General features: G+C 68.6%; 18 protein-coding genes. 13 read left to right on the plus strand and 5 right to left on the minus strand.

Features of this window, described 5'->3' with window-relative positions; genetic code table 11:
* The first annotated feature begins 373 nt into the window (after positions 1-373).
* From AC3A6R_RS07970 to AC3A6R_RS07990, 5 genes are all read left to right on the plus strand, one after another.
* A complete protein-coding gene (locus AC3A6R_RS07970; protein WP_487864204.1) occupies positions 374-1,708 on the plus strand; it encodes a C4-dicarboxylate transporter DctA in 1,335 nt (444 codons plus the stop codon).
* A 5-nt stretch (positions 1,709-1,713) separates the two neighbouring features.
* Positions 1,714-2,427 (plus strand): GntR family transcriptional regulator, encoded by a 714-nt coding sequence (locus AC3A6R_RS07975; protein WP_487864205.1) that lies wholly within the window; start codon positions 1,714-1,716, stop codon positions 2,425-2,427.
* A 57-nt stretch (positions 2,428-2,484) separates the two neighbouring features.
* A complete protein-coding gene (locus AC3A6R_RS07980; RefSeq protein ID WP_487859564.1) occupies positions 2,485-3,555 on the plus strand; it encodes an AI-2E family transporter in 1,071 nt (356 codons plus the stop codon).
* 163 nt (positions 3,556-3,718) lie between these two features.
* Positions 3,719-4,156: a DUF2141 domain-containing protein gene (locus AC3A6R_RS07985; RefSeq protein ID WP_487864206.1), complete on the plus strand. Its 438-nt coding sequence runs from the start codon at positions 3,719-3,721 to the stop codon at positions 4,154-4,156.
* An 8-nt stretch (positions 4,157-4,164) separates the two neighbouring features.
* Positions 4,165-5,676, plus strand: a complete 1,512-nt coding sequence (locus AC3A6R_RS07990) for a carotenoid oxygenase family protein (protein WP_487864207.1) — start codon at positions 4,165-4,167, stop codon at positions 5,674-5,676.
* Between the two features lie 4 nt (positions 5,677-5,680).
* Here the strand turns inward: AC3A6R_RS07990 and AC3A6R_RS07995 are convergent, their stop codons facing one another.
* Positions 5,681-6,583, minus strand: a complete 903-nt coding sequence (locus AC3A6R_RS07995; protein ID WP_487864208.1) for a LysR family transcriptional regulator — start codon at positions 6,581-6,583, stop codon at positions 5,681-5,683.
* A gap of 112 nt (positions 6,584-6,695) precedes the next feature.
* Between AC3A6R_RS07995 and gcl the strand changes: the two genes are divergently transcribed.
* Genes gcl through AC3A6R_RS08010 form a run of 3 tightly spaced genes read left to right on the plus strand, consistent with a single transcriptional unit; the run spans position 6,696 to position 10,236 of the window.
* Positions 6,696-8,489 (plus strand): glyoxylate carboligase, encoded by a 1,794-nt coding sequence (gene gcl / locus AC3A6R_RS08000; RefSeq protein ID WP_487859560.1) that lies wholly within the window; start codon positions 6,696-6,698, stop codon positions 8,487-8,489.
* A 14-nt stretch (positions 8,490-8,503) separates the two neighbouring features.
* Positions 8,504-9,292: a hydroxypyruvate isomerase gene (hyi, locus tag AC3A6R_RS08005; RefSeq protein WP_487864209.1), complete on the plus strand. Its 789-nt coding sequence runs from the start codon at positions 8,504-8,506 to the stop codon at positions 9,290-9,292.
* Positions 9,293-9,324: 32 nt separating this feature from the next.
* Positions 9,325-10,236 carry a 2-hydroxy-3-oxopropionate reductase gene (locus AC3A6R_RS08010; RefSeq protein WP_487864210.1) on the plus strand — a complete coding sequence of 304 codons (912 nt, stop codon included), beginning with the start codon at positions 9,325-9,327 and terminating at the stop codon, positions 10,234-10,236.
* A gap of 18 nt (positions 10,237-10,254) precedes the next feature.
* Here AC3A6R_RS08010 and AC3A6R_RS08015 read toward each other — a convergent pair whose 3' ends face one another.
* Positions 10,255-11,589 carry an NAD(P)/FAD-dependent oxidoreductase gene (locus AC3A6R_RS08015; RefSeq protein WP_487864211.1) on the minus strand — a complete coding sequence of 445 codons (1,335 nt, stop codon included), beginning with the start codon at positions 11,587-11,589 and terminating at the stop codon, positions 10,255-10,257.
* A 239-nt stretch (positions 11,590-11,828) separates the two neighbouring features.
* On the opposite strand from AC3A6R_RS08015, the gene AC3A6R_RS08020 reads away from it, so the two are divergent.
* The 4 genes from AC3A6R_RS08020 (at position 11,829) to AC3A6R_RS08035 (ending at position 17,152) form a co-directional block, all read left to right on the plus strand.
* A complete protein-coding gene (locus AC3A6R_RS08020) occupies positions 11,829-14,132 on the plus strand; it encodes an NADP-dependent malic enzyme (protein ID WP_487864212.1) in 2,304 nt (767 codons plus the stop codon).
* A 344-nt stretch (positions 14,133-14,476) separates the two neighbouring features.
* A complete protein-coding gene (locus AC3A6R_RS08025) occupies positions 14,477-15,511 on the plus strand; it encodes an ABC transporter substrate-binding protein (protein WP_487859555.1) in 1,035 nt (344 codons plus the stop codon).
* Positions 15,511-16,374, plus strand: coding sequence for an ABC transporter ATP-binding protein (locus tag AC3A6R_RS08030; RefSeq protein WP_487864213.1), 864 nt, complete (start codon positions 15,511-15,513; stop codon positions 16,372-16,374). Before AC3A6R_RS08025 ends, AC3A6R_RS08030 begins: the two co-directional genes overlap by 1 nt.
* A 10-nt stretch (positions 16,375-16,384) precedes the next feature.
* Positions 16,385-17,152, plus strand: coding sequence for an ABC transporter permease (locus AC3A6R_RS08035; RefSeq protein ID WP_487859553.1), 768 nt, complete (start codon positions 16,385-16,387; stop codon positions 17,150-17,152).
* A 34-nt stretch (positions 17,153-17,186) separates the two neighbouring features.
* Here AC3A6R_RS08035 and AC3A6R_RS08040 read toward each other — a convergent pair whose 3' ends face one another.
* Both AC3A6R_RS08040 and AC3A6R_RS08045 read right to left on the minus strand, forming a co-directional pair.
* Positions 17,187-17,699 (minus strand): DUF2938 domain-containing protein, encoded by a 513-nt coding sequence (locus AC3A6R_RS08040; protein ID WP_487859552.1) that lies wholly within the window; start codon positions 17,697-17,699, stop codon positions 17,187-17,189.
* Positions 17,692-18,573 carry a class I SAM-dependent methyltransferase gene (locus tag AC3A6R_RS08045; protein WP_487864214.1) on the minus strand — a complete coding sequence of 294 codons (882 nt, stop codon included), beginning with the start codon at positions 18,571-18,573 and terminating at the stop codon, positions 17,692-17,694. Before AC3A6R_RS08045 ends, AC3A6R_RS08040 begins: the two co-directional genes overlap by 8 nt.
* Before the next feature lie 74 nt (positions 18,574-18,647).
* Here AC3A6R_RS08045 and AC3A6R_RS08050 point away from each other — a divergent pair, with 74 nt between their 5' ends.
* Positions 18,648-19,121, plus strand: a complete 474-nt coding sequence (locus tag AC3A6R_RS08050; protein ID WP_487859550.1) for a helix-turn-helix domain-containing protein — start codon at positions 18,648-18,650, stop codon at positions 19,119-19,121.
* Here the strand turns inward: AC3A6R_RS08050 and AC3A6R_RS08055 are convergent.
* Positions 19,090-20,049 carry a Bug family tripartite tricarboxylate transporter substrate binding protein gene (locus AC3A6R_RS08055; RefSeq protein WP_487864215.1) on the minus strand — a complete coding sequence of 320 codons (960 nt, stop codon included), beginning with the start codon at positions 20,047-20,049 and terminating at the stop codon, positions 19,090-19,092. The genes AC3A6R_RS08050 and AC3A6R_RS08055 overlap by 32 nt on opposite strands.
* Positions 20,050-20,067: the final 18 nt, after the last annotated feature.

Here is a 20,067-nt window from a genome sequence, read left to right on the forward strand (position 1 = left end):
GGAGTGAGGAAGCGGTCGGCGAAGGCATGGGAGATGAAAGCGAGGAGAGCAGGAGGGAACGGGAACGGGAATGGGAACGGGAGCCCGCGGTGGCCCGGAACGTGCAACGCGAGAGTTCCAGCACGCCCGCAAATGCCAATCGCAACGAGAACAATTCCGATTCTATAAACAGATGTAAGCCGATCCTGCTAAATCCCCTCTCATTCACATGCGTTTTCATGGAACGTTGCGATCGCGAGACGCACGCCCGTCTGAATCAGCGCGGCGCCGGGAATACCCTCTGAAACGCAAAGGCCTTGTTGCCTACATTTCTTGTATGCAAGAAACCCTAGCCTTGCATGCAAACATCGTCCCTTCCTCCAAGGAGCCTTCCATGCCCCGCTTCGCCAAATCCCTTTTCGGCCAGGTCGTCATCGCGCTGGTGCTCGGCGTGCTGGCCGGCCTCTTCGTGCCGGAATTCGCCGTCAAGCTCAAGCCGCTCGGCGACGCGTTCATCAAGCTGATCAAGATGATCATTCCGGTACTGGTGTTCTGCGTGGTGGTGCACGGCATCGCCGGCGCCGGCGACCTGAGGCGCGTGGGCCGCGTCGGCGTGAAGGCACTGATCTACTTCGAGGTGCTCACCACCATCGCGCTGGCCATGGGCCTGGTGCTGGCCTTCGTGTTCCAGCCCGGCGTGGGCATGAACGTCGATCCGGGCCAGCTCGACGCGACCGCCATGAGCGCCTACGCCTCGAACGCCGACAAGCTCACGAGCGGCGGCACGGTCGACTTCCTCATGAAATTGATCCCCACCACGGTGGTCAACGCCTTCGCCACCGGCGACGTGCTGCAGGTGCTGCTGTTCGCGGTGCTGTTCGGCTGCGCGCTGGCGCTGCTCGGCGAACGCGGCAAGCCGGTGGCGGTGGTGGTGGACGCGCTCTCGCTGGTGCTGTTCAAGATCATGGGCATCATCATCAAGCTGGCGCCGCTCGGCGTGCTGGGCGCCATCGCCTTCACGGTCGGCAAGTACGGCATCGGCTCGCTCAAGCAGCTCGGCATGCTCGTGGTGCTGTTCTACGGCGCGGTGCTGGTGTTCGTGTTCGTGGTGCTCGGCGCGGTCATGCGCATCTCGGGCTTCAGCCTCTGGAAGCTGCTGCGCTACCTGCGCGAGGAACTCGCGATCGTGTTCGCCACCACCTCGTCCGACAGCGTGCTGCCGCAGATCATGGCGAAGCTGCGCCGCATGGGCATCCGCGATTCGACGGTCGGCCTGGTGATTCCCACCGGTTACTCGTTCAACCTCGACGCCTTCTCGATCTACATCACGCTGGCGGCGGTATTCATCGCGCAGGCCACCAACACGCCGATCGGCATGGGCGACCTGCTCACGATCCTGGCGATCGCGCTGGTCACTTCCAAGGGGGCGCACGGCGTGCCGGGCTCGGCCATCGTGGTGCTCGCGGCCACGCTGCATGCGATACCCGCCATTCCGGCGATCGGGCTGGTGCTGGTGCTCTCGGTGGACTGGTTCATGGGCATTGCGCGCGCGCTCGGCAACCTGATCGGCAACTGCGTCGCCACGGTGGCGGTCGCGGCCTGGGAAGGCGACATCGACCGCGAGCGCGCCCATGCGGTGCTCGACGGCACCTACGTGCCCGACGAGGTGCCAGCCGACGAAACTCCCGCCACCGCGCCGATCGCCGCCGCCGGCGCGGCAAGCCACTGACCGCGATGGCCCCCGCCAACGACGTTACCCCCACCGCCATCGCCGAGCGCGTGGTCGAAGCGATCCTGGCGCAGAAGCTCGCGCCGGGCGAGCGGCTCGGCGAGCAGGCGCTGGCCGAGAACTTCGCGGTCAGCCGCACCATGGTGCGTGAGGCGCTGATGCAGCTGCAGGCGCGCGGCTTCGTCGAAGTACAGTCGCGCCGCGGCTGGTACGTGGTGGAGCCCTCGGCCGAGGAAGCGCGCGATGCGTTCTCGGCGCGCCGCATCGTCGAGGCGGGCATCCTCGCCGAGAGCGAAGGCCGGCCGCTGCAGACGGCGATCCGCAAGCTGCGCGACCACATCGCCGACGAGCAGCGCGCGATCGAGGGCGCCGACGCCGCCACGCGCGCCTTCCTGCTGGCGGACTTCCACGTCTGCCTGGCCGAGCAGATGGGGCACCAACTGCTGGTCGACGTGCTGCGCGACCTGACGGCCCGCACCACGCTGGCCGCCACGCTCTACCAGTCGAAGCACGAGGCCGGCCAGTCGTGCGCCGAGCATGGCGCAATCGTCGCGGCGCTCGAGGCCGGCGACACCGATGCGGCACGCCGGCTCATGATCGACCACATCGGCAACGTCGAGCGGGCGCTCGAGGTGGCGCCGCCCGCCGCACCCGACGCGCCGGCCCGGCTGCGCGCCACGCTGGCGCCCGTGGCCCTGCCGGCGCGCACACGGCGCTGACTAGGGCCCCGGCCGACATGGCCGGGCCGCGGGGCTGAGCTACAGTGCGGTTCACGTATGAACACACCCCAACTCCAGCGCGGCGTCTTCCTCGCCCTCCTCGCCATCGTCACGGTTGCCTTCCTCTGGGTGCTGATGCCGTTCTTCGGCGCGGTGCTCTGGGGGGTTTCGCTCGCGATCCTGTTCACGCCGCTCTACAAGTGGTTGCTCAGGAAGATGCCGGGCAAGCGCAATGCCGCGGCGCTGTCGACGCTGGCGATCTGCCTGTTCATCGTGATCCTTCCGCTCGCGATGATCGGCGTGTCGCTGGTGCAGGAAGTGGCGCTGGTGGCGCAGAAGATCCGCTCGGGGCAGATCAACTTCGCGGCCTACTTCCAGCAGATCCTCGACGCGCTGCCGCAATGGATCTGGAATATTTTCAACCGCTTCAACCTCGGCGACACCGGCGCCTGGCAGGCGCGCATCTCGGCGGGCGCCGCGCAAGGCAGCCAGGCCATCGCAGGCCAGGCGCTCACCATCGGGCAGAACACCTTCGACTTCGTGGTCAGCTTCTTCGTGATGCTGTACCTGCTGTACTTCCTGGTGCGCGACGGCGCCAGCCTGTCGAAGTCGATGCGCCAAGCCGTTCCGCTCGCGCAGCCGCACACCGAGTACCTGCTCAACAAGTTCACCACCGTGATCCGTGCCACGGTGAAGGGCAACGTGGCGGTGGCGATCGCGCAGGGCACGATCGGCGGCCTGGCGTTCTGGTTTCTCGGTGTGCAGGGCGCGCTGCTGTGGGCCGTGCTCATGGCCTTCCTGTCGCTGCTTCCGGCAGTCGGCGCGGCGCTCATCTGGGCGCCGGTGGCGATCTACTTCCTGGCCACCGGCCAGTTCTGGCAAGGCGGCGTGCTGATCTTCGTGGGCGTGTTCGTTATCGGGCTGGTCGACAACATCCTGCGCCCCGTGCTCGTCGGCAAGGACACGCAGATGCCCGACTACATCGTGCTGATGTCGACCATCGGCGGCATGGCGCTCTTCGGCATCAACGGCTTCGTGATCGGGCCGGTCATTGCGGCGCTGTTCATGGCGGCTTGGAGCCTGTTCGTGGCGTCCGACAAGCTGGAAGTGCCGCCAAAGCAGGGCTGAGCCCGCCGCGGCCGGCTGTCCGGCCGCGCATTCATTGCAGCTTCGCCTCGCACCGGCGAAGCGCATCCCGCGCCCTTCAGGCGGCGTTTCGTCGCATGCCGCTGGGAAGCGAACGCGCGCTGCGCGATGGTCGGGACCTCCAACTTTCGACGAGGTCCGATTGATGAACTTCCGCTCCAAGCTCCCCCGGCCGCGCATGTTCTGCGCCGCCCTGCTCCTCTCGCCGCTGGCCGTGATGGCCGCCGACCTGAACCTGCGCGTGGCCGACGGCCCCGCCGCCGAGGCCACGCTGTATGCCGCGCTGTACGACAGCGCCGAAGCCTTCGCGGGCGGCGGCAAGCCCGTGGCCGCACAGACCGCAATGCTGCGCGGTGGCGAGGCCCGGCTGCGCTTCGCGAACCTTGCGCCGGGGCGCTATGCGCTGCGCGTGTTCGCCGACGAAAACGGCAATGGCAAGCTCGACGCCAACCCCATGGGCCTGCCGCTCGAACGCTACGGCTTCTCGAACGACGCCAAGGGAAACCGCGGCGCGCCGGCGTTCGACGCCGCCGCACTGCCCGTCGAGGCCGACGACGTTCCGGCCGTCATCCACCTGCGCTGAGGTTCGCCATGGCACCCCCGCTTCAACGGCGCGCGCTCCTGCTGCGCCTGATGGCCACGGCCAGTGCGCCTGCCTGGCTGCCCACGCTCTCGCATGCTGCGGCGCCCGACGACTGGCAGGCCGCGTACGAGGCCGCCCCCGCGCGCTGGAAATCCGGCTTCGCCACGCCGCCGGCCGACTTCCCGCCGGTGCGCGCCGCGGTGCGCGGCCGCTTCCCCGATGCCGTCGCGGGTACGCTTTTCCGCAACGGCCCCGCCGGGCACGACCTCGGCGGCCAGCGCTACCACCACTGGTTCGACGGCGACGGCATGGTGCAGCGCTTCGCGATCGATGGCCGCGAGGTGCTGCACCAGGGCCGCTACGTCGCCACGCCCAAGCGCGTGGCCGAGCTGCGCGCCGGCCGCCGCATCGCCGAGGCCTTCGGCACCGTGCCGCCGGGCGCGGAGCCGCCGGCCTCGCCCGACAGCATCAACGTGGCCAACACCAGCGTGCTGCCGCTGCAGGGCGAGCTGCTTGCGCTGTGGGAAGGCGGCTCGGCCACGCGGCTCGATGGGCGCACGCTCGACACCTTGGGCCTGAAGACCTGGCGCCCCGACTTCGCGGGCATGCCCTTCTCGGCCCATCCGCGCGTGGACCCCAACGGCACGGTATGGAACTTCGGCATCGGCGCGGGCCAGGACCTGCTGGCGCTCTACGAGATCGCGCCCGACGGTGCGCTGCGCCGCGCCAGCGCGATCACCGTTCCCGACCTGCCGATGGTCCACGACTTCGCGGTGACCGCGCAGCATCTCGTCTTCCTGATGCCGCCGCTGGTGTACGACCCGAAGCGCAAGGAAGCCGGTGCGAGCTTTCTCGATGCGCATGTCTGGCGCCCCGAGCTCGGGATGCGCGTGCTGGTGATCGACAAGCAGGACTGGGCGCGCCGCCACACGCTGGCGCTGCCAGCGGGCTTCCTGTTCCATGTCGGCAACGCCTGGGAGGAGCAGGCGCCGGGCGGCACGCGCATCCACATCGACTACGTGCGCTCGGACACCGCCGCCACCGTGTTCACCACCAGCCGCGAACTGATGCGCGCGCGCTGGGTGAAGCGCCCCACGCCGCAGCTGACGGTCGCGACGCTGAACCTCGGAACGGGCCGCGCCACGCAGACCACGCTGCCGTTCGACGCCGAGTTTCCGCGCATCGATCCGCGCCGCACCGGCCTGCGCCACCGCCGCGTGGTCCATGCGACCGCGGCCCTGCCCGACCGGCCCGGCTTCACCGCCGTGGCGCTGACCGACGTCGAAACCGGCCGCAGCCAGCGCTACAGCTATGGCCGGCAGGCGATGGTCGAGGAGCATGTCTTCGTGCCGGACGGCCAGGGCCCGGGCTGGGTGCTGGGCACCGCGCTCGACTTCGGCCAACAGAAGACGCTGCTCTCGTGCTTCGCGGCCGATGCGCTGGCGGCGGGCCCGGTTGCGCAGGCCACGCTGCCGTATGCACTGCCGCTCGGGCTGCATGGGGCGTTCGTGGCGGGTTGACGGATCAGCCCGCCCACCAGCCCTCGGCAAAGCGCCCCTGCAGGAACGCCACGAAGCCCGACACCTTCCCCGGCACCAGCTTGGGTGACGGAAAGACGGCGTGGATCTCCTGCTCGGGCAGCGCATGGTCGCCGAGCACTTCGGTCACCTTGCCCGCGGCGAGCGACTCGCTCGCCACGTAGCGCGGCATCAGCGCGATGCCGAGGCCGTCGCGCGCGGCGGCCAGCACGGCCGACAAGTTGTTCGAGCGGAAGCGGCCCGAGACCGGCACGGTGACCGCCTCGCCCTTGGGCGTGTGCATGCGCCAGAACTCGTCGCCGACCACGCTGCTGTAGATCAGCGCCACGTGCGCGCTCAGGTCCTGCGCGCGCCGGGGCGTGCCGTGCTTCTTCAGGTAGCCGGACGCCGCGACCATGGCCCACGGGTTGGTGCCGAGGTAGCGCGCGCCGAGCGACGAATCGGCCAGCTTGCCCATGCGGATCGCCACGTCGATGCCCTGCGCGACAAGGTCGACGTAGCGGTCCTCGAAGCTCAGGTCGAGCTGCACCTGCGGATGGCGGCGCATGTACTCGAGCGCGAGCGGAACCACCACGCGGCGCCCGAACGCCACCGAGGTGCCCACGCGCAGGAGGCCCTGCGCCTGGTTTTGCCGCAGTTGCACGATGCTGTCGGCCTCCTCGGCGTCGCGCACGATCGTCTTGCACTTCTCGTAGTACAGGGCGCCCGGCTCGGTGAGGCTCACGCCGCGCGTGTTGCGGTTCAGCAGCCGCACCTTCAGCCGCGCCTCGATGGCCGCGACCTGCTTGGTCACGGTGGGCTGGGTGGTGTTGAACTCGCGCGCCGCCTTCGAGAAGCTGCCGGTCTCGACCACGCGCACGAACATTTCCATTGCCAAGAGTCTGTCCATCCACGCATCGTAGTCAGTTATTCCGCCACGGAATAGCTTTTATGGCCTGCAGCTGTCTTCTTCGAACGGGCATCGCTTCCTACAGTGGGACCACTTCAACGGAGACAGTCCCATGGCAAAAATGAAAGCGGTCCAGGCCGCCGTGCTGGTGATGGAAAAAGAAGGCGTGACGCAGGCCTTCGGCGTGCCCGGCGCTGCCATCAACCCGATGTACTCGGCGCTGCGCCAGCGCGGCAGCATCTCGCACATCCTCGCGCGCCACGTCGAGGGCGCCTCGCACATGGCCGAGGGCTACACGCGTGCGGTGGCCGGCAACATCGGCGTGTGCATCGGCACCTCGGGCCCCGCAGGCACCGACATGATCACGGGCCTCTACTCGGCTTGGGCCGATTCGATCCCGATCCTGTGCATCACAGGCCAGGCGCCGCGCGCACGGCTCTACAAGGAAGACTTCCAGGCGGTGGACATCGAGTCGATCTCCAAGCCGGTCACCAAGTGGTCGGTCACGGTGCGCGAGCCGGGCCAGGTGCCGCAGGTGTTCCAGCAGGCCTTCCACCTGATGCGCTCAGGCCGCCCGGGCCCCGTGCTCGTCGACCTGCCGTTCGACGTGCAGATGGCCGAGATCGAATTCGACATCGATGCCTACGAGCCGCTGGTGCCCTACAAACCGGCCGCCACGCGTGCGCAGATCGAGAAGGCCATCGGCATGCTCAACGCCGCCGAGCGCCCGCTGATCGTGGCCGGCGGTGGCATCATCAACGCCGACGCGAGCGACCTGCTGGTGCGCTTTGCCGAGATCACGGGCGTGCCGGTGATTCCCACGCTGATGGGCTGGGGCGCTATTCCCGACGACCATCCGCTGATGGCCGGGATGTGCGGCCTGCAGACCAGCCACCGATACGGCAACGCGACCATGCTCGCCTCGGACTTCGTGCTGGGCATCGGCAACCGCTGGGCCAACCGCCACACCGGCTCGGTCGACGTCTACACCAAGGGCCGCACCTTCGTGCACGTGGACATCGAGCCCACTCAGATCGGCCGCGTGTTCACGCCCGACTTCGGCATCGTGTCGGACGCGAAGGCCGCGCTCGAGCAGTTCGTGGCCGTGGCCGAGGAGATGAAGGCCGCCGGCCGCCTCACCGACCGTCGCGCCTGGGCCAAGGATTGCATCGAGCGCAAGAAGACGATGCTGCGCAAGACCAACTTCGACGACGTGCCGATGAAGCCGCAGCGCGTGTACCAGTGCATGAACAACAACTTCAGCAACGACACCTGCTACGTGAGCACCATCGGGCTGTCGCAGATCGCCGCGGCGCAGTTCCTGCACGTGTACAACCCGCGCAACTGGATCAACTGCGGTCAGGCCGGCCCGCTGGGCTGGACCATCCCGGCCGCGCTGGGCGTGCGCGCGGCCGACCCTACGCGCAAGATCGTCGCGCTCTCGGGCGACTACGACTTCCAGTTCATGATCGAAGAGCTCGCGGTGGGTGCGCAGTTCAAGCTGCCGTACATCCACATCGTGGTCAACAACTCGTACCTGGGCCTGATCCGCCAGGCGCAGCGCGGCTTCGAGATGGACTACTGCGTGCAGCTCGCCTTCGACAACATCAATGCGGGCCCCGACGCCGGCATCGAGAGCAGCTACGGCGTGGACCACCTCAAGGTGGTGGAGGGCCTGGGCTGCAAGGCGATCCGCGTGAACAAGCAGGAAGAGATCGCGCCGGCGATCCAGCGCGCCGAGGCGCTGATGGCCGAGTTCAGCGTGCCCGTGGTGATCGAGGTGATGCTGGAGCGCGTGACCAACATCGCGATGGGCACCGAGATCGACAACATCGCCGAATTCGAACCGCTGGCCGAGACGCCGGCGGACGCGCCCACGGCGGTGGCGGCCGAGATGCTGGACTGACGAGGAGCCACGCCATGCCCAAGTTCGCAGCCAATCTCACGATGCTCTTCACCGAGCTGCCGTTCATGCAGCGCTTCGAGGCGGCCGCCAAGGCCGGGTTCGAGGCGGTGGAATATCTGTTCCCCTATCCGTTCGAGAAGAAGGAACTCGCGGCCGCCCTGCGCGCCAACGGCCTTGCGCAGGTGCTGCACAACCTGCCGGCCGGCGACTGGGACAAGGGCGAGCGCGGCATCGCCTGCCATCCCGACCGCACCGGCGAGTTCCGCGAAGGCATCGCGATGGCGATCGACTACGCCACGGCGCTGGGCTGCCCGCAGGTGAACTGCCTGGTCGGCAAGGTGCCGGCGGGCGTGGGCCACGACGCGGCGCACAAGACCGTGGTCGAGAACCTGCGCCTGGCCGCGGGCGAGCTCGGGGCGGCCGGCATCCGCCTGCTCGTGGAGCCGATCAATCCCTTCGACATTCCCGGCTTCTTCCTCAACCGCACCGACCAGGCAGTCGCGCTGATCGACGAGGTGGGCTCGGCCAACCTGCGCGTGCAGTACGACATCTACCACGCGCAGCGCACCGAGGGCGAACTGGGCAACACGCTCACGAAGCACTTCGCGCGCATCGGCCACATCCAGCTCGCCGACAACCCGGGGCGCGGCGAGCCGGGCACGGGCGAGATCAACTACCCCTGGCTCTTCGCGCACATCGACGCGCTGGGCTACGACGGCTGGATCGGCTGCGAGTACAAGCCGCGCGCCACCACCGCCGAAGGCCTGGGCTGGCGCGAGGCGCTGGCCGCCGCACCGCAGTGAACACGGACAACAACATTCAAGGACAGAAAGACATGTCGGCAACGCAACAGAAAATCGGATTCATCGGCCTCGGCATCATGGGCGCACCCATGGCGGGGCACCTGCTCGACGCGGGCCACGAGCTCTTCGTGAACACGCAAGGCAACACGCCCGAGCCCTTCATCTCGAAAGCCACGATCTGCGGCTCGGCGGCCGAGGTGGCGCGCCGGGCCGACGTGATCTTCATCATGGTGCCCGACACGCCCGACGTGGAGAAGGTGCTGTTCGGCGAACCGGGGACGCAGGGCGTGGCCGAGGGTCTCGAGGGTTCGCGCGGCAAGATCGTGGTCGACTGCAGCTCCATCGACCCGATCGCCACCAAGGGCTTCGCGAAGCGCATCCTCGCGCTCGGCTGCGGCTACATCGACGCGCCGGTCTCGGGCGGCGAAGTGGGCGCCAAGGCCGCGAGCCTCACGATCATGTGCGGCGGCGACGAAGGCACCTTCGGGCGCGTGCGCCCGCTGCTCGAGAAGATGGGCAAGAACGTCACGCTGGTGGGCGGCGTGGGCGACGGCCAGGTCTGCAAGGTGGCCAACCAGATCATCGTGGCGCTCAACATCGCGGCCGTGGGCGAGGCGCTGCTGTTCGCCTCGAAGGCCGGTGCCGATCCGGCCAAGGTGCGCCAGGCGCTGATGGGCGGCTTCGCGAGTTCGCGCATCCTCGAGGTGCACGGCGAGCGAATGATCAAGCGCACCTTCGCGCCGGGCTTCCGAATCTCGCTGCACCAGAAGGACCTGAACCTCGCGCTGCAAAGTGCCCGCGCACTCGGCGTCGCGCTGCCGCAGACCGCCGGTGCGGCGCAGCTGATGAACGCCTGCGCGGCGCTCGGCCACGGCCAGCAGGACCACTCGGCGCTGGTGCGCGCGCTTGAGGCGCTGGCCCAGCACACGGTGGCGCCCGACTGAGCACGCAGCGGGGGCGAGCTAAGCTTTCGCTTCGAGAGACTCTTTGAGGTTGCGCCGGCGCCAGGCCCAGGTCTTCACGGCCTGCGGCAGGATGCCGAGGCACGACGCGTAGTAGGTCACCTTGAAGCCCCAGAAGCGCGGGCCGATCGGCGTGTTGCGGAACAGGTCGCCGGCCAGGATGGACAGCAGTGCCTCCTGCATGCGCCAGATGTTGCGCGGGTTCATGAACAGCCGCCGGATGGCCGGCGAGGTGATGCGGTAGATGAACCACGAGAACATCCGGGGCCCGTGCTTCATCACCTTCTCGTAGTGGCGGAACGCGCGCTCGGCCGCCTTCGCCTCGCCGCGCAGCCAGTGGTCGGCCGCAGTGGCCGCCTCGAAGCCGCTGTTCATCGCGAGGTAGACGCCCGACGAGAACATCGGGTCGACGAAGGCGTAGGCGTCGCCCACCATCATGAAGCGGTCGCCGCGGCAGAACTTCGAGTCGTAGGCGTAGTTGCCGGTCGAGGTGACGCCGTCGACCAGCGTGGCGTTCGCGAGGCGCGCCGCGAGCTTGGGCGCGAGCGCGATGGTTTCCATCAGGAACGCCTCGAGCGTGCCCTTGCGGCGCTTGAAGTACGCGGGCGAGGCCACGGCGCCGACGCTCACGGTGCCGTCCTTCAGCGGGATGTACCAGAACCAGCCGTGGTCGAACCAGAACAGTGTGATGTTGCCCTCGAAGCGGCCGGGCCGGCGTTCGGCATTCACGAAGTGGCCGTAGAGCGCGGCGCTCGCATGCTTGCGGTTGCGCTGCTTGACGTCGAACTGGTTCGACAGCAGCGTGTCGCGCCCGCTCGCGTCGATCACGAAGCGCGGGCGCCACTGGGTCTCGGTCCCGTCGTCGGCCTTCACCTTCACGAGCGGGCGGTTGTCCGGCGTGCCCTTGCCGGCGTCCATGTCGACGCCGGTGACGCGCTGGCACTCGAAGGTGCGCGCGCCGCGCTTGCCGGCATGGCGGAACAGCAGCTCGTCGAACTCCGAGCGGCGCACGTGTACCGCATACGGAAAGCTCTTGTCCATTGCCTCGCCGAAATGGAAGTGGCTGCTGTGGTCGTGCCAGGGCGACACGAACTCGGCACCATGCTTGCGCAGGCCGATGGCCTCCACTTCGGTGCGCACGCCGAGCCGGTCGAACAGCGGCATGTTCATCGGCAGCAGCGATTCGCCGATGTGGAAGCGCGGATGCTGCGCCTTCTCGATCAGCACCACGTCGTGGCCCTTGTCGGCCAGCAGCGCGGCCACGGTGGAGCCCGAAGGGCCGCCGCCGATGACCACGACGTCGGGCTCGGCGGTGGTGAAAGGTCCGGGTGTCATGCGCTGCCCTCGTTCTCGTTCGTGTGTTGTTGTGGACGATGGCCGGCCCGCTGGCTTGCGGCGCGGCAAAAAAACGTAACCGCGGCCGACAGAATCCGGCCCCGGTTTACAGGTTGCGGAGTGTAGCGAACCGCCCGCCCCTTTCGCTATGGGTTCAGGCGTTTTCGGCATTCCCCGGTCCCGATCCGGCGCTGGTTTTGCGGTAGCCTCGTTGCCCGACAGAAACAAGGAGACATTTCATGGCTGCACCTCTCTCCCCCGCAGAAGAAGCACTTCGCGAAGCAGCGCGCGAATACCACCGCGCTCCGGTCCGGGGCAAGATTTCGATCACGCCGACCAAGGCACTGCTGAACCAGCGCGACCTGTCGCTCGCCTACTCGCCCGGCGTGGCCTACCCCTGCCTCGACATCGCGGCCGATCCGTCGATGGCGGCCGAATTCACCGCGCGCGGCAACCTCGTGGGCGTGGTCACCAACGGCACCGCGGTGCTGGGCCTCGGCAACATCGGCCCCTTGGCCGCCAAGCCGGTGATGGAAGGCAAGGGCTGCCTGTTCAAGAAGTTCGCGGGCATCGACGTGTTCGACATCGAGCTGGCCGAGACCGACCCCGACAAGCTGGTCGACATCATCGCTGCGCTCGAGCCCACGCTCGGCGGCATCAACCTCGAGGACATCAAGGCGCCCGAGTGCTTCTACATCGAGAAGAAGCTGCGCGAGCGCATGAACATCCCGGTGTTCCACGACGACCAGCACGGCACCGCCATCATCTCGGCCGCGGCGCTGATCAACGGCCTGGAGCTCGTGGGCAAGAAGATCGAGGACGTGAAGATCGCCGTCTCGGGCGCCGGCGCGGCCGCCATCGCCTGCCTCGACGTGATGGTCGGGCTGGGCGCGAAGCCCGCGAACATCTTCGCCTGCGATTCCAAGGGCCTGATCTACACCGGCCGCGCCGGCGGCTTCGACGAGTCGAAGGCGCGCTACGCGCAGCGGGACACCGGCGCGCGCACGCTGGCCGACGTGGTGGACGGTGCCGATGTGTTCCTCGGCTGCTCGGCGCCCGGCGTGATGACCGCCGACATGGTGAAGTCGATGGCCGCCCAGCCGATCATCCTGGCGCTGGCCAACCCCGAGCCCGAGATCCGCCCCGAGCTGGCCAAGGCCGTGCGGCCCGACTGCATCATCGCGACCGGCCGCTCGGACTACCCGAACCAGGTCAACAACGTGCTGTGCTTCCCGTACATCTTCCGCGGCGCGCTCGACTGCGGCGCGAGCAAGATCACCGAGGAAATGAAGCTCGCCTGCGTGCGCGAGATCGCCGAACTCACCAAGGCCGACATCAGCGAGGAAGTGGCCACCGCCTATGCGGGCCAGGAACTGACCTTCGGGCCCGATTACCTCATTCCCAAGCCCTTCGACTCGCGGCTCATCCTGCGCATCGCGCCGGCCGTGGCCAAGGCGGCCGAGGCGTCGGGGGTGGCAACCCGCCCGATCGAGGACATGGAGGCCTATCGCCAGCACCTCACGCGCTTCGTCTACCAGACCGGCATGTTCATGCGCCCGGTGTTCGGCGCCGCCAAGATCGCGGCCGCCAAGCGCGTGGCCTATGCCGAAGGCGAGGACGAGCGCGTGCTGCGCGCGGCGCAGTGGGCCGTCGACGAAGGCCTGGCGCAGCCGATTTTGGTGGGGCGCCCCGCCGTGATCCAGGCGCGCATCGAAAAAGCCGGCCTGCACATCCGCCCCGGCACCGACTTCGAGATCGTCGATCCCGAGGACGATCCGCGCTTTCGCACCTATTGGGAGAGCTACCACAAGCTCATGGGCCGGCGCGGCGCCACGCCCGAGGCGGCCAAGTCGATGGTGCGCCGCTCCAACACCATCATCGCCGCGCTGATGCTGCACCTGGGCGACGCCGACGCGATGATCTGCGGCCTGGTCGGCCGCTTCGATGCACACCTGGAGCACATCCGCAGCCTGATCGGCCTGAAGCGCGGCGCGCCGGGCTTTGCCACGCTCAACGCGCTCACCCTCGACAAGCGCACGGTGTTCATCACCGACACCAACGTCAACGAGGACCCGAGCGCCGAACTGCTCGCGAGCATCGCGCTGATGGCGGCCGAGGAGGTGAGCCGCTTCGGGCTGCCGCCGAAGGTCGCTTTCCTTTCGCACTCGAACTACGGCACCTCCGAGCGCGCTTCGGCGCGCAAGATGCGCCTGGCGCGCGACCTGTTCGCGCAGATGGCGCCCGACATCGAATGCGACGGCGAGATGCACGGTGACACGGCGCTGTCCGAGGAAGTGCGCCGCATGGCGCTTCCAGAGACCACGCTCAGCGGCGAGGCCAACCTGCTGGTGTGCCCCAACCTCGACTCGGCGCACATCCTCTACAACGTGCTGAAGATGACGGGCGCCAACGGCATCACCGTCGGCCCGATCCTGCTGGGCGGCGCCGCCTCGGCGCATGTGCTCACGCCGTCGTCGACCGTTCGGCGCGTGGTCAACATGACTGCGCTGGCTGTGGCCAAGGCGAACACGGCGTTGAAGTAACGGCGCGCCGCGGCGCCGCCTGACGCGTCACGGCCCCGAGGCCCAGCGCCAGGCGCCACAAGAAACGGCGCACGGCCGGCCGCTCCATCCACCGGCCGCGACCGGGCCGTCGATTCGATGACATAGGCATTCCTCCCTGGAGACCGTCGCTGCAGCGACGTTGTTGTGGCGGCGAGTTTGCCATGGAGGCCCGGCTTTGGTGCCTGCACCTTCGATCGTCCAGCGCAATCCCCGCACCGGTGCATGCCATGCACCACGCCCGTGACCGAAGAGGGTTCGCACCAATCGCGTGCGGGCACCGTTTTTGCTTGAATGCCGAAGCATTCACATTTACGGATCTCGCAATGAACAAGCGCCAACTGCTCCAGTCCTTCCTCGCCGCCTCGGCACTCGGCCTCGGCCTTTCGCCGGCCCTGGCCCAGACCACGACGCCGATCAAGTTCCAGCTCGACTGGCGCTTCGAGGGACCGGCCGCGCTGTTCCTCCATCCCGCGGCCAAGGGCTATTTCAAGGCGGCAGGCCTCGACGTGACGATCGATGCGGGCAACGGCTCGGGCGGCACGGTCACGCGCGTGGCCTCGGGCGCCTACGACATGGGCTTCGCCGACCTCGCGGCGCTGATGGAATTCCACGCCAACAACCCCGACAGCCCGAACAAGCCGGTCGCGGTGATGATGGTCTACAACAACACGCCGGCTTCGGTCATGGCGCTCAAGAAGAGCGGCATCACCAAGCCGTCCGACCTCACAGGCAAGAAGCTCGGCGCGCCGGTGTTCGACGCGGGCCGCCGCGCGTTCCCGATCTTCGCCAAGGCCAACAACATCGGCGCCGTCAACTGGACCGCGATGGACCCCACGTTGCGCGAAACCATGCTGGTGCGCGGCGACATCGATGCGATCACCGGCTTCACCTTCACGTCGCTCCTGAACCTCGAGGCGCGCGGCGCCAAGGCGGCCGACGTGGTGATCCTGCCCTACCCCGACTTCGGTGTGAAGCTCTACGGCAACGTGATCATCGCGTCGCCGAAGCTCCTCAAGGAGAACCCCGAGGCGGTGAAGAGATTCCTCGCGGCGTTTGCCAAGGGCGCGAAGGAAGTCATCGCCAATCCGGCCATGGCGATCGAATCGGTCAAGGCGCGCGACGGCATCATCAACAGCCAGCTCGAGACGCGCCGCCTGCAGCTCGCGATCGACACCGTGATCAACAGCCCCGACGCGCGCGCCGACGGTTTCGGCGCGGTGAACGCGGGCCGCCTGTCGCTGATGGCCTCGCAGGTGTCCGACGCCTTCAACACCAAGACCCGCGTGGTCCCCGAAGCCGTGTGGACGGCCGCGATGCTGCCGCCCGCGGCCGAGTTGAGCGGGGTCCTTCGCAAGTGATGGCGCGCGCATCGAACAACAACGCCGCCGCTGCCGCCCCTTTCGTCGAATTCCAGGACGTCTGGCTCGCCTACAACGAGGAGCTGCTGCGCGCCAACCACTTCGCGGTCGAAGCCATCGACCTGCAGGTGACGCGCGGAGAGTTCATCGCCATCGTCGGCCCCTCGGGCTGCGGAAAGTCGACGTTCATGAAGCTCACCACGGGGCTGAAGATGCCGTCGATGGGCAAGATCCGCATCGACGGCCAGCCCGTGACCGGGCCGCTCAAGATCTCGGGCATGGCGTTCCAGGCGCCGTCGCTGCTGCCGTGGCGCACCACGGTCGACAACGTGCTGCTGCCGCTGGAGATCGTCGAGCCCTACCGCTCGAGCTTCAAGGCGAAGCGCAAGGAGTACGAGGAGCGCGCCCGCAAGCTGCTGCAGAAGGTGGGCCTTGCCGGTTATGAAGACAAGTTCCCGTGGCAGCTGTCGGGCGGCATGCAGCAACGCGCGAGCATCTGCCGCGCGCTGATCCACGAGCCCAAGATGCTGCTGCTCGACGAGCCGTTCGGCGCGCTCGATGCCTTCACGCGCGAGGAGCTCTGGTGCATCCTGCGCGACCTCTGGACCGAGCAGCAGTTCAACGTGATCCTGGTCACGCACGACCTGCGCGAGTCGGTGTTCCTGGCCGACACGGTCTACGTGATGAGCAAGAGCCCGGGCCGCTTCGTGGTCAAGCGCGAGATCGAGCTGCCGCGCCCTCGCGAACTCGAACTCACCTACACCAAGGAATTCACCGACATCGTGCTGGAGCTCCGCGGCCACATCGGTGCGATCCGCGGCGGCACGACGGCCACTGCCCCCGCGGCAGCGGCGGCACATTGAGGAAGCGGCCATGAAGAACACCAAGCAACTCGAACGCTGGTCGCCCTGGCTGCTGCTCGTGGCGGTGATCCTGCTGTGGCAGGTGATCTGCGCGGGCTTCGGCGTGTCGGACTTCATCTTCCCGAGTCCGCTGCGCATCTGGGAGCAATTCTGGGAATACAAGGGAATCATCGCGGGCCATGCCTGGCGCACCTACTGGGTCACGATGGCGGGCTTCGGCCTGGCGATCGTGGTGGGCGTGCTGCTGGGCTTCGTGATCGGCAGCTCGCGCCTGGCCTATGCCGCGATCTATCCGCTCATGACGGCCTTCAACGCGCTGCCGAAGGCCGCGTTCGTGCCGATCCTCGTGGTGTGGTTCGGCATCGGCATCGGGCCCGCGATCCTCACCGCCTTCCTGATCAGCTTCTTCCCGATCATGGTCAACATCGCCACCGGCCTCGCCACGCTCGAGCCCGAACTGGAGGACGTGCTGCGCGTGCTCGGCGCCAAGCGCTGGGACGTGCTCGTCAAGATCGGGCTGCCGCGCTCCATGCCCTACTTCTTCGGCTCGCTCAAGGTCGCGATCACGCTGGCCTTCGTCGGCACCACGGTCAGCGAGATGACCGCCGCCAACGAGGGCATCGGCTACCTGCTGATCTCGGCCGGCTCGGCCATGCAGATGGGCCTGGCCTTCGCGGGCCTGATGGTGGTGGGCGCGATGGCGATGCTGATGTACGAACTCTTCAGCGTGGTCGAGAAGCACACCACGGGCTGGGCCCACCGCGGATCGCAGGCCTGACGCGCGGCCCCTGCAGCCGCGGGCGCTGCAGGCACTAGTCGGCGAGCGGCAGGCGCCAACCTTTGGTGAGCCAGGCCGAACCGTAGAGACCGAGCCCGAACACCGCGTGCGTGGCAAGGCTCTGCCAGCGCGCCGCCCAGGGCCGTGGCGAGCGGCTGGCCGCCACGCCGAATCCCAGGGCCGGCTGCATCACGAAGAACGGCGCGGCCACGCTGCCGATGCCGACCGTGAGCGCCGGCCCCGGCGTCGGCCCGCGCGCCCAGCCGAGCCCCCAGACCGCGAGCAGCACGGCAGCGAACGCGATGCCGATCGCGTAGTGGGCGCTCCACCCGAGCAGGCGCTCGCCCGCGATCGGCGGCGAGGCGCCGATGGGATGGTGGCGAAAGCGCCCGCGCGCGAGGTGGCCGAGCCAGCGTCCGACCAGCGCATAGTCCAGCGCGCGTTGGCCGAGCAGCCGCTGTCGCACCAGCGCCCACACGTCCATCGCCACGGTCGCGCCGCCGCCGATCAGCAGCGCGCGCAGCATGAATTCGAGCGGCTCAGGCATGGCCGACCTTCATCACCGCAGGCGGCGCAGAACGCGCACGCGCATCGACCTGCCAGCAGGCGGCCGTGAAGCGCACCTCGACCCCATGGACGTAAGGCGCGAAGGCGGCGCGCACGGTCTCGATCACGCGCTCGCGCGTGGCGGCATCCGCCTGGTCGAGCGCGAGGCCCACGGGCCCGAGCCGGGCGAGGTACGTCGGCAGGCTCGGCTCGGGCATGCGGCAGGCGAACTCCACCGGCTGCACGTCGATGCCCGTCCAGCCGCTGTCCTCGAGAACCCTGGCCATGTGGTTGCGCTCGGCAAAGGCGAACTGCCCCGGTGCGCCCGGCCGGCGCGGTGGCAGGCCAGGCAGCAGCGGCGCCGCGGCCCGCTCGGCGGTCGTCATGAACGGGTTCTCGGCCGCGCCGCGCCAGGCGATGAAGCGCAGCGCAGCGCCCGCCTTCGCGGCCCGCCGCAGGTTCGAGAAAGCCCGAACCGGGTCGCCGAAGAACATGACGCCGAGGCGCGAGACGACCGAGTCGAAACCCGCGGGCTCGAACGCATGCGCCTGCGCATCGGCCTCGATGAAGCTGGCCGCAAGGCCTTCGCGGCCGGCGCGCGCGCGGGCGGCCTCTAGCATCGGCCGGGAGATGTCGATGCCCGTGCAGTGCCCCCTGGCGCCGAGCCGCCGCGCGAGCGCCAGCGTGACGGCGCCCGTGCCGCAGCCCACGTCGAGCACGCGGCTGGCGGCGCCCGCGGGCACGGCCTCGGCGAGCGGCGCCGCGAGCGGTTCGAAAAGCCCGTCGAGCAGTTCCTGCGTGTCGACCCAGGCGCGGCCCGCGGGGCCGTTCCAGAGCCTTGCCTGTTCGCTGTCGGCCTCGGGAATGTCGTTCATGGTGTGGTCCTTTCACTTGCCTTGGAGAAGCGGAACCTGCACTATGCAAGCTCAAGTCGACTTGAGGTCAAGGGATGAAACATCTGGACATTGCCGAGGTGGCACAACGTTCCGGCCTGCCGGCATCGGCGCTGCGGTATTACGACGAGAAGGGCCTGATCACCTCCACCGGCCGGCGCGGGCTTCGGCGGTTGTTCGACGAGCGCGTGCTCGAACGGCTGGCGCTGATCGCGCTGGGCCGCGCCGCCGGTTTCTCGCTCGACGAGATCGCCGCGATGTTCGCGCCCGACGGCCGGCCCGACATCGACCGAAGGATGCTCGCGGCCAAGGCGGACGAGATCGACCGCACGATCCGCGGCTTGGCCGCGATGCGCGACGGCCTGCGGCATGCGGCGGTATGCCCGGCGCCGAGCCACATGGAATGCGCCACCTTCCGGCGCATCGTGGGCGCTGCCGCATCGGGGGCGATCGGCGGGCGGCGCCGGAAAGCGCCCGCCGTGCCGGCTGCGCCGGTGCCTACTGCTTCTCGGCGAGCCCGAGGTTCTTGATCAGGCCGGTGTAACGCGCCTGCTCGGCCTGCACGAAGGCCTCGAAGGCCTTGCCGTCGCGCCACACCAGCGGCGTGTTCGCCTGGTCGGCCTTGGCGGTGTAGGCCTGGGTGTGCGCGGCCTTCTGGCATGCGGCTTCGAGCTTCTGGCGGATCGGCGCCGGGAGCCCCTTGGGGGCGATCAGGCCGCCCCAGACCGACGCCTCGAGCGGAAAGCCCGTCTCCGCCGCGGTGGGCACCTCCGGATAGGCCGGCAGCCGGCGCTTCGCCAGCACCGCCAGGCCGCGCAGTTTGTACTGCGTGGAGACGGTCGGCGTCTCGTTGAACAGCGCCACGTGCTGGCCCAGCAGCCCGGTCACCATCTCGCCGGAGCTCTTGTAGGGCACGTGCAGCCCGGTGGCCTTGGCCTGGTCGAGCAGCATTGCCATCGACAGGTGCAGCACCGTGCCGGTGCCCGACGAGCCGTAGGCCAGCTCACCGGGCTGCGCCTTGGCCGCGGCCATCACGTCGCCGAGCGTCTTGAAGCGCGAATCGGGCTTGACCATCATCATCAGCGGTACGTCGTAGGTGCCGCAGAGGTGGTCGAAGTCGGTATGGGTGTAGCCGGTGTTGCGCAGCGCGGGCTGCAGGACCTCGGGCCCGATGACCGACAGGCCGATGGTGTGGCCGTCGGCCAGCGCATTCTTCAGCGCCGTCATGCCGATGGCGCCGCCGGCGCCGGCCTTGTTGTCGATGACCACCGGCACGCCGAGCTGCTCGGCCAGCGGCTGCTGGAGAAAGCGCGCCATGATGTCGGAGGTGCCGCCCGGCCCGAAGGGCACGATGAGCGTCACGGGGCGCGAGGGGTAGGCGGGCTGGGCCTGCACGGTGGCAGACAGGCACAGGACGAGCGTGGCGGCGGCCGCGCATGCAGATTTCTTCGAGATCATGAAGGGTCTCCCTGGATT

The organism is Variovorax sp. Soil_C_19, assembly GCF_057657255.1.

Coding starts and splice junctions, on each gene's coding strand:
- AC3A6R_RS07970 (WP_487864204.1), top strand. CDS start 374: ATGCCCCGCTTCGCCAAATCCCTTTTCGGCCAGGTCGTCATCGCGCTG.
- AC3A6R_RS07975 (WP_487864205.1), top strand. CDS start 1,714: ATGGCCCCCGCCAACGACGTTACCCCCACCGCCATCGCCGAGCGCGTG.
- AC3A6R_RS07980 (WP_487859564.1), top strand. CDS start 2,485: ATGAACACACCCCAACTCCAGCGCGGCGTCTTCCTCGCCCTCCTCGCC.
- AC3A6R_RS07985 (WP_487864206.1), top strand. CDS start 3,719: ATGAACTTCCGCTCCAAGCTCCCCCGGCCGCGCATGTTCTGCGCCGCC.
- AC3A6R_RS07990 (WP_487864207.1), top strand. CDS start 4,165: ATGGCACCCCCGCTTCAACGGCGCGCGCTCCTGCTGCGCCTGATGGCC.
- AC3A6R_RS07995 (WP_487864208.1), bottom strand. CDS start 6,583: ATGGACAGACTCTTGGCAATGGAAATGTTCGTGCGCGTGGTCGAGACC.
- gcl (WP_487859560.1), top strand. CDS start 6,696: ATGGCAAAAATGAAAGCGGTCCAGGCCGCCGTGCTGGTGATGGAAAAA.
- hyi (WP_487864209.1), top strand. CDS start 8,504: ATGCCCAAGTTCGCAGCCAATCTCACGATGCTCTTCACCGAGCTGCCG.
- AC3A6R_RS08010 (WP_487864210.1), top strand. CDS start 9,325: ATGTCGGCAACGCAACAGAAAATCGGATTCATCGGCCTCGGCATCATG.
- AC3A6R_RS08015 (WP_487864211.1), bottom strand. CDS start 11,589: ATGACACCCGGACCTTTCACCACCGCCGAGCCCGACGTCGTGGTCATC.
- AC3A6R_RS08020 (WP_487864212.1), top strand. CDS start 11,829: ATGGCTGCACCTCTCTCCCCCGCAGAAGAAGCACTTCGCGAAGCAGCG.
- AC3A6R_RS08025 (WP_487859555.1), top strand. CDS start 14,477: ATGAACAAGCGCCAACTGCTCCAGTCCTTCCTCGCCGCCTCGGCACTC.
- AC3A6R_RS08030 (WP_487864213.1), top strand. CDS start 15,511: ATGGCGCGCGCATCGAACAACAACGCCGCCGCTGCCGCCCCTTTCGTC.
- AC3A6R_RS08035 (WP_487859553.1), top strand. CDS start 16,385: ATGAAGAACACCAAGCAACTCGAACGCTGGTCGCCCTGGCTGCTGCTC.
- AC3A6R_RS08040 (WP_487859552.1), bottom strand. CDS start 17,699: ATGCCTGAGCCGCTCGAATTCATGCTGCGCGCGCTGCTGATCGGCGGC.
- AC3A6R_RS08045 (WP_487864214.1), bottom strand. CDS start 18,573: ATGAACGACATTCCCGAGGCCGACAGCGAACAGGCAAGGCTCTGGAAC.
- AC3A6R_RS08050 (WP_487859550.1), top strand. CDS start 18,648: ATGAAACATCTGGACATTGCCGAGGTGGCACAACGTTCCGGCCTGCCG.
- AC3A6R_RS08055 (WP_487864215.1), bottom strand. CDS start 20,049: ATGATCTCGAAGAAATCTGCATGCGCGGCCGCCGCCACGCTCGTCCTG.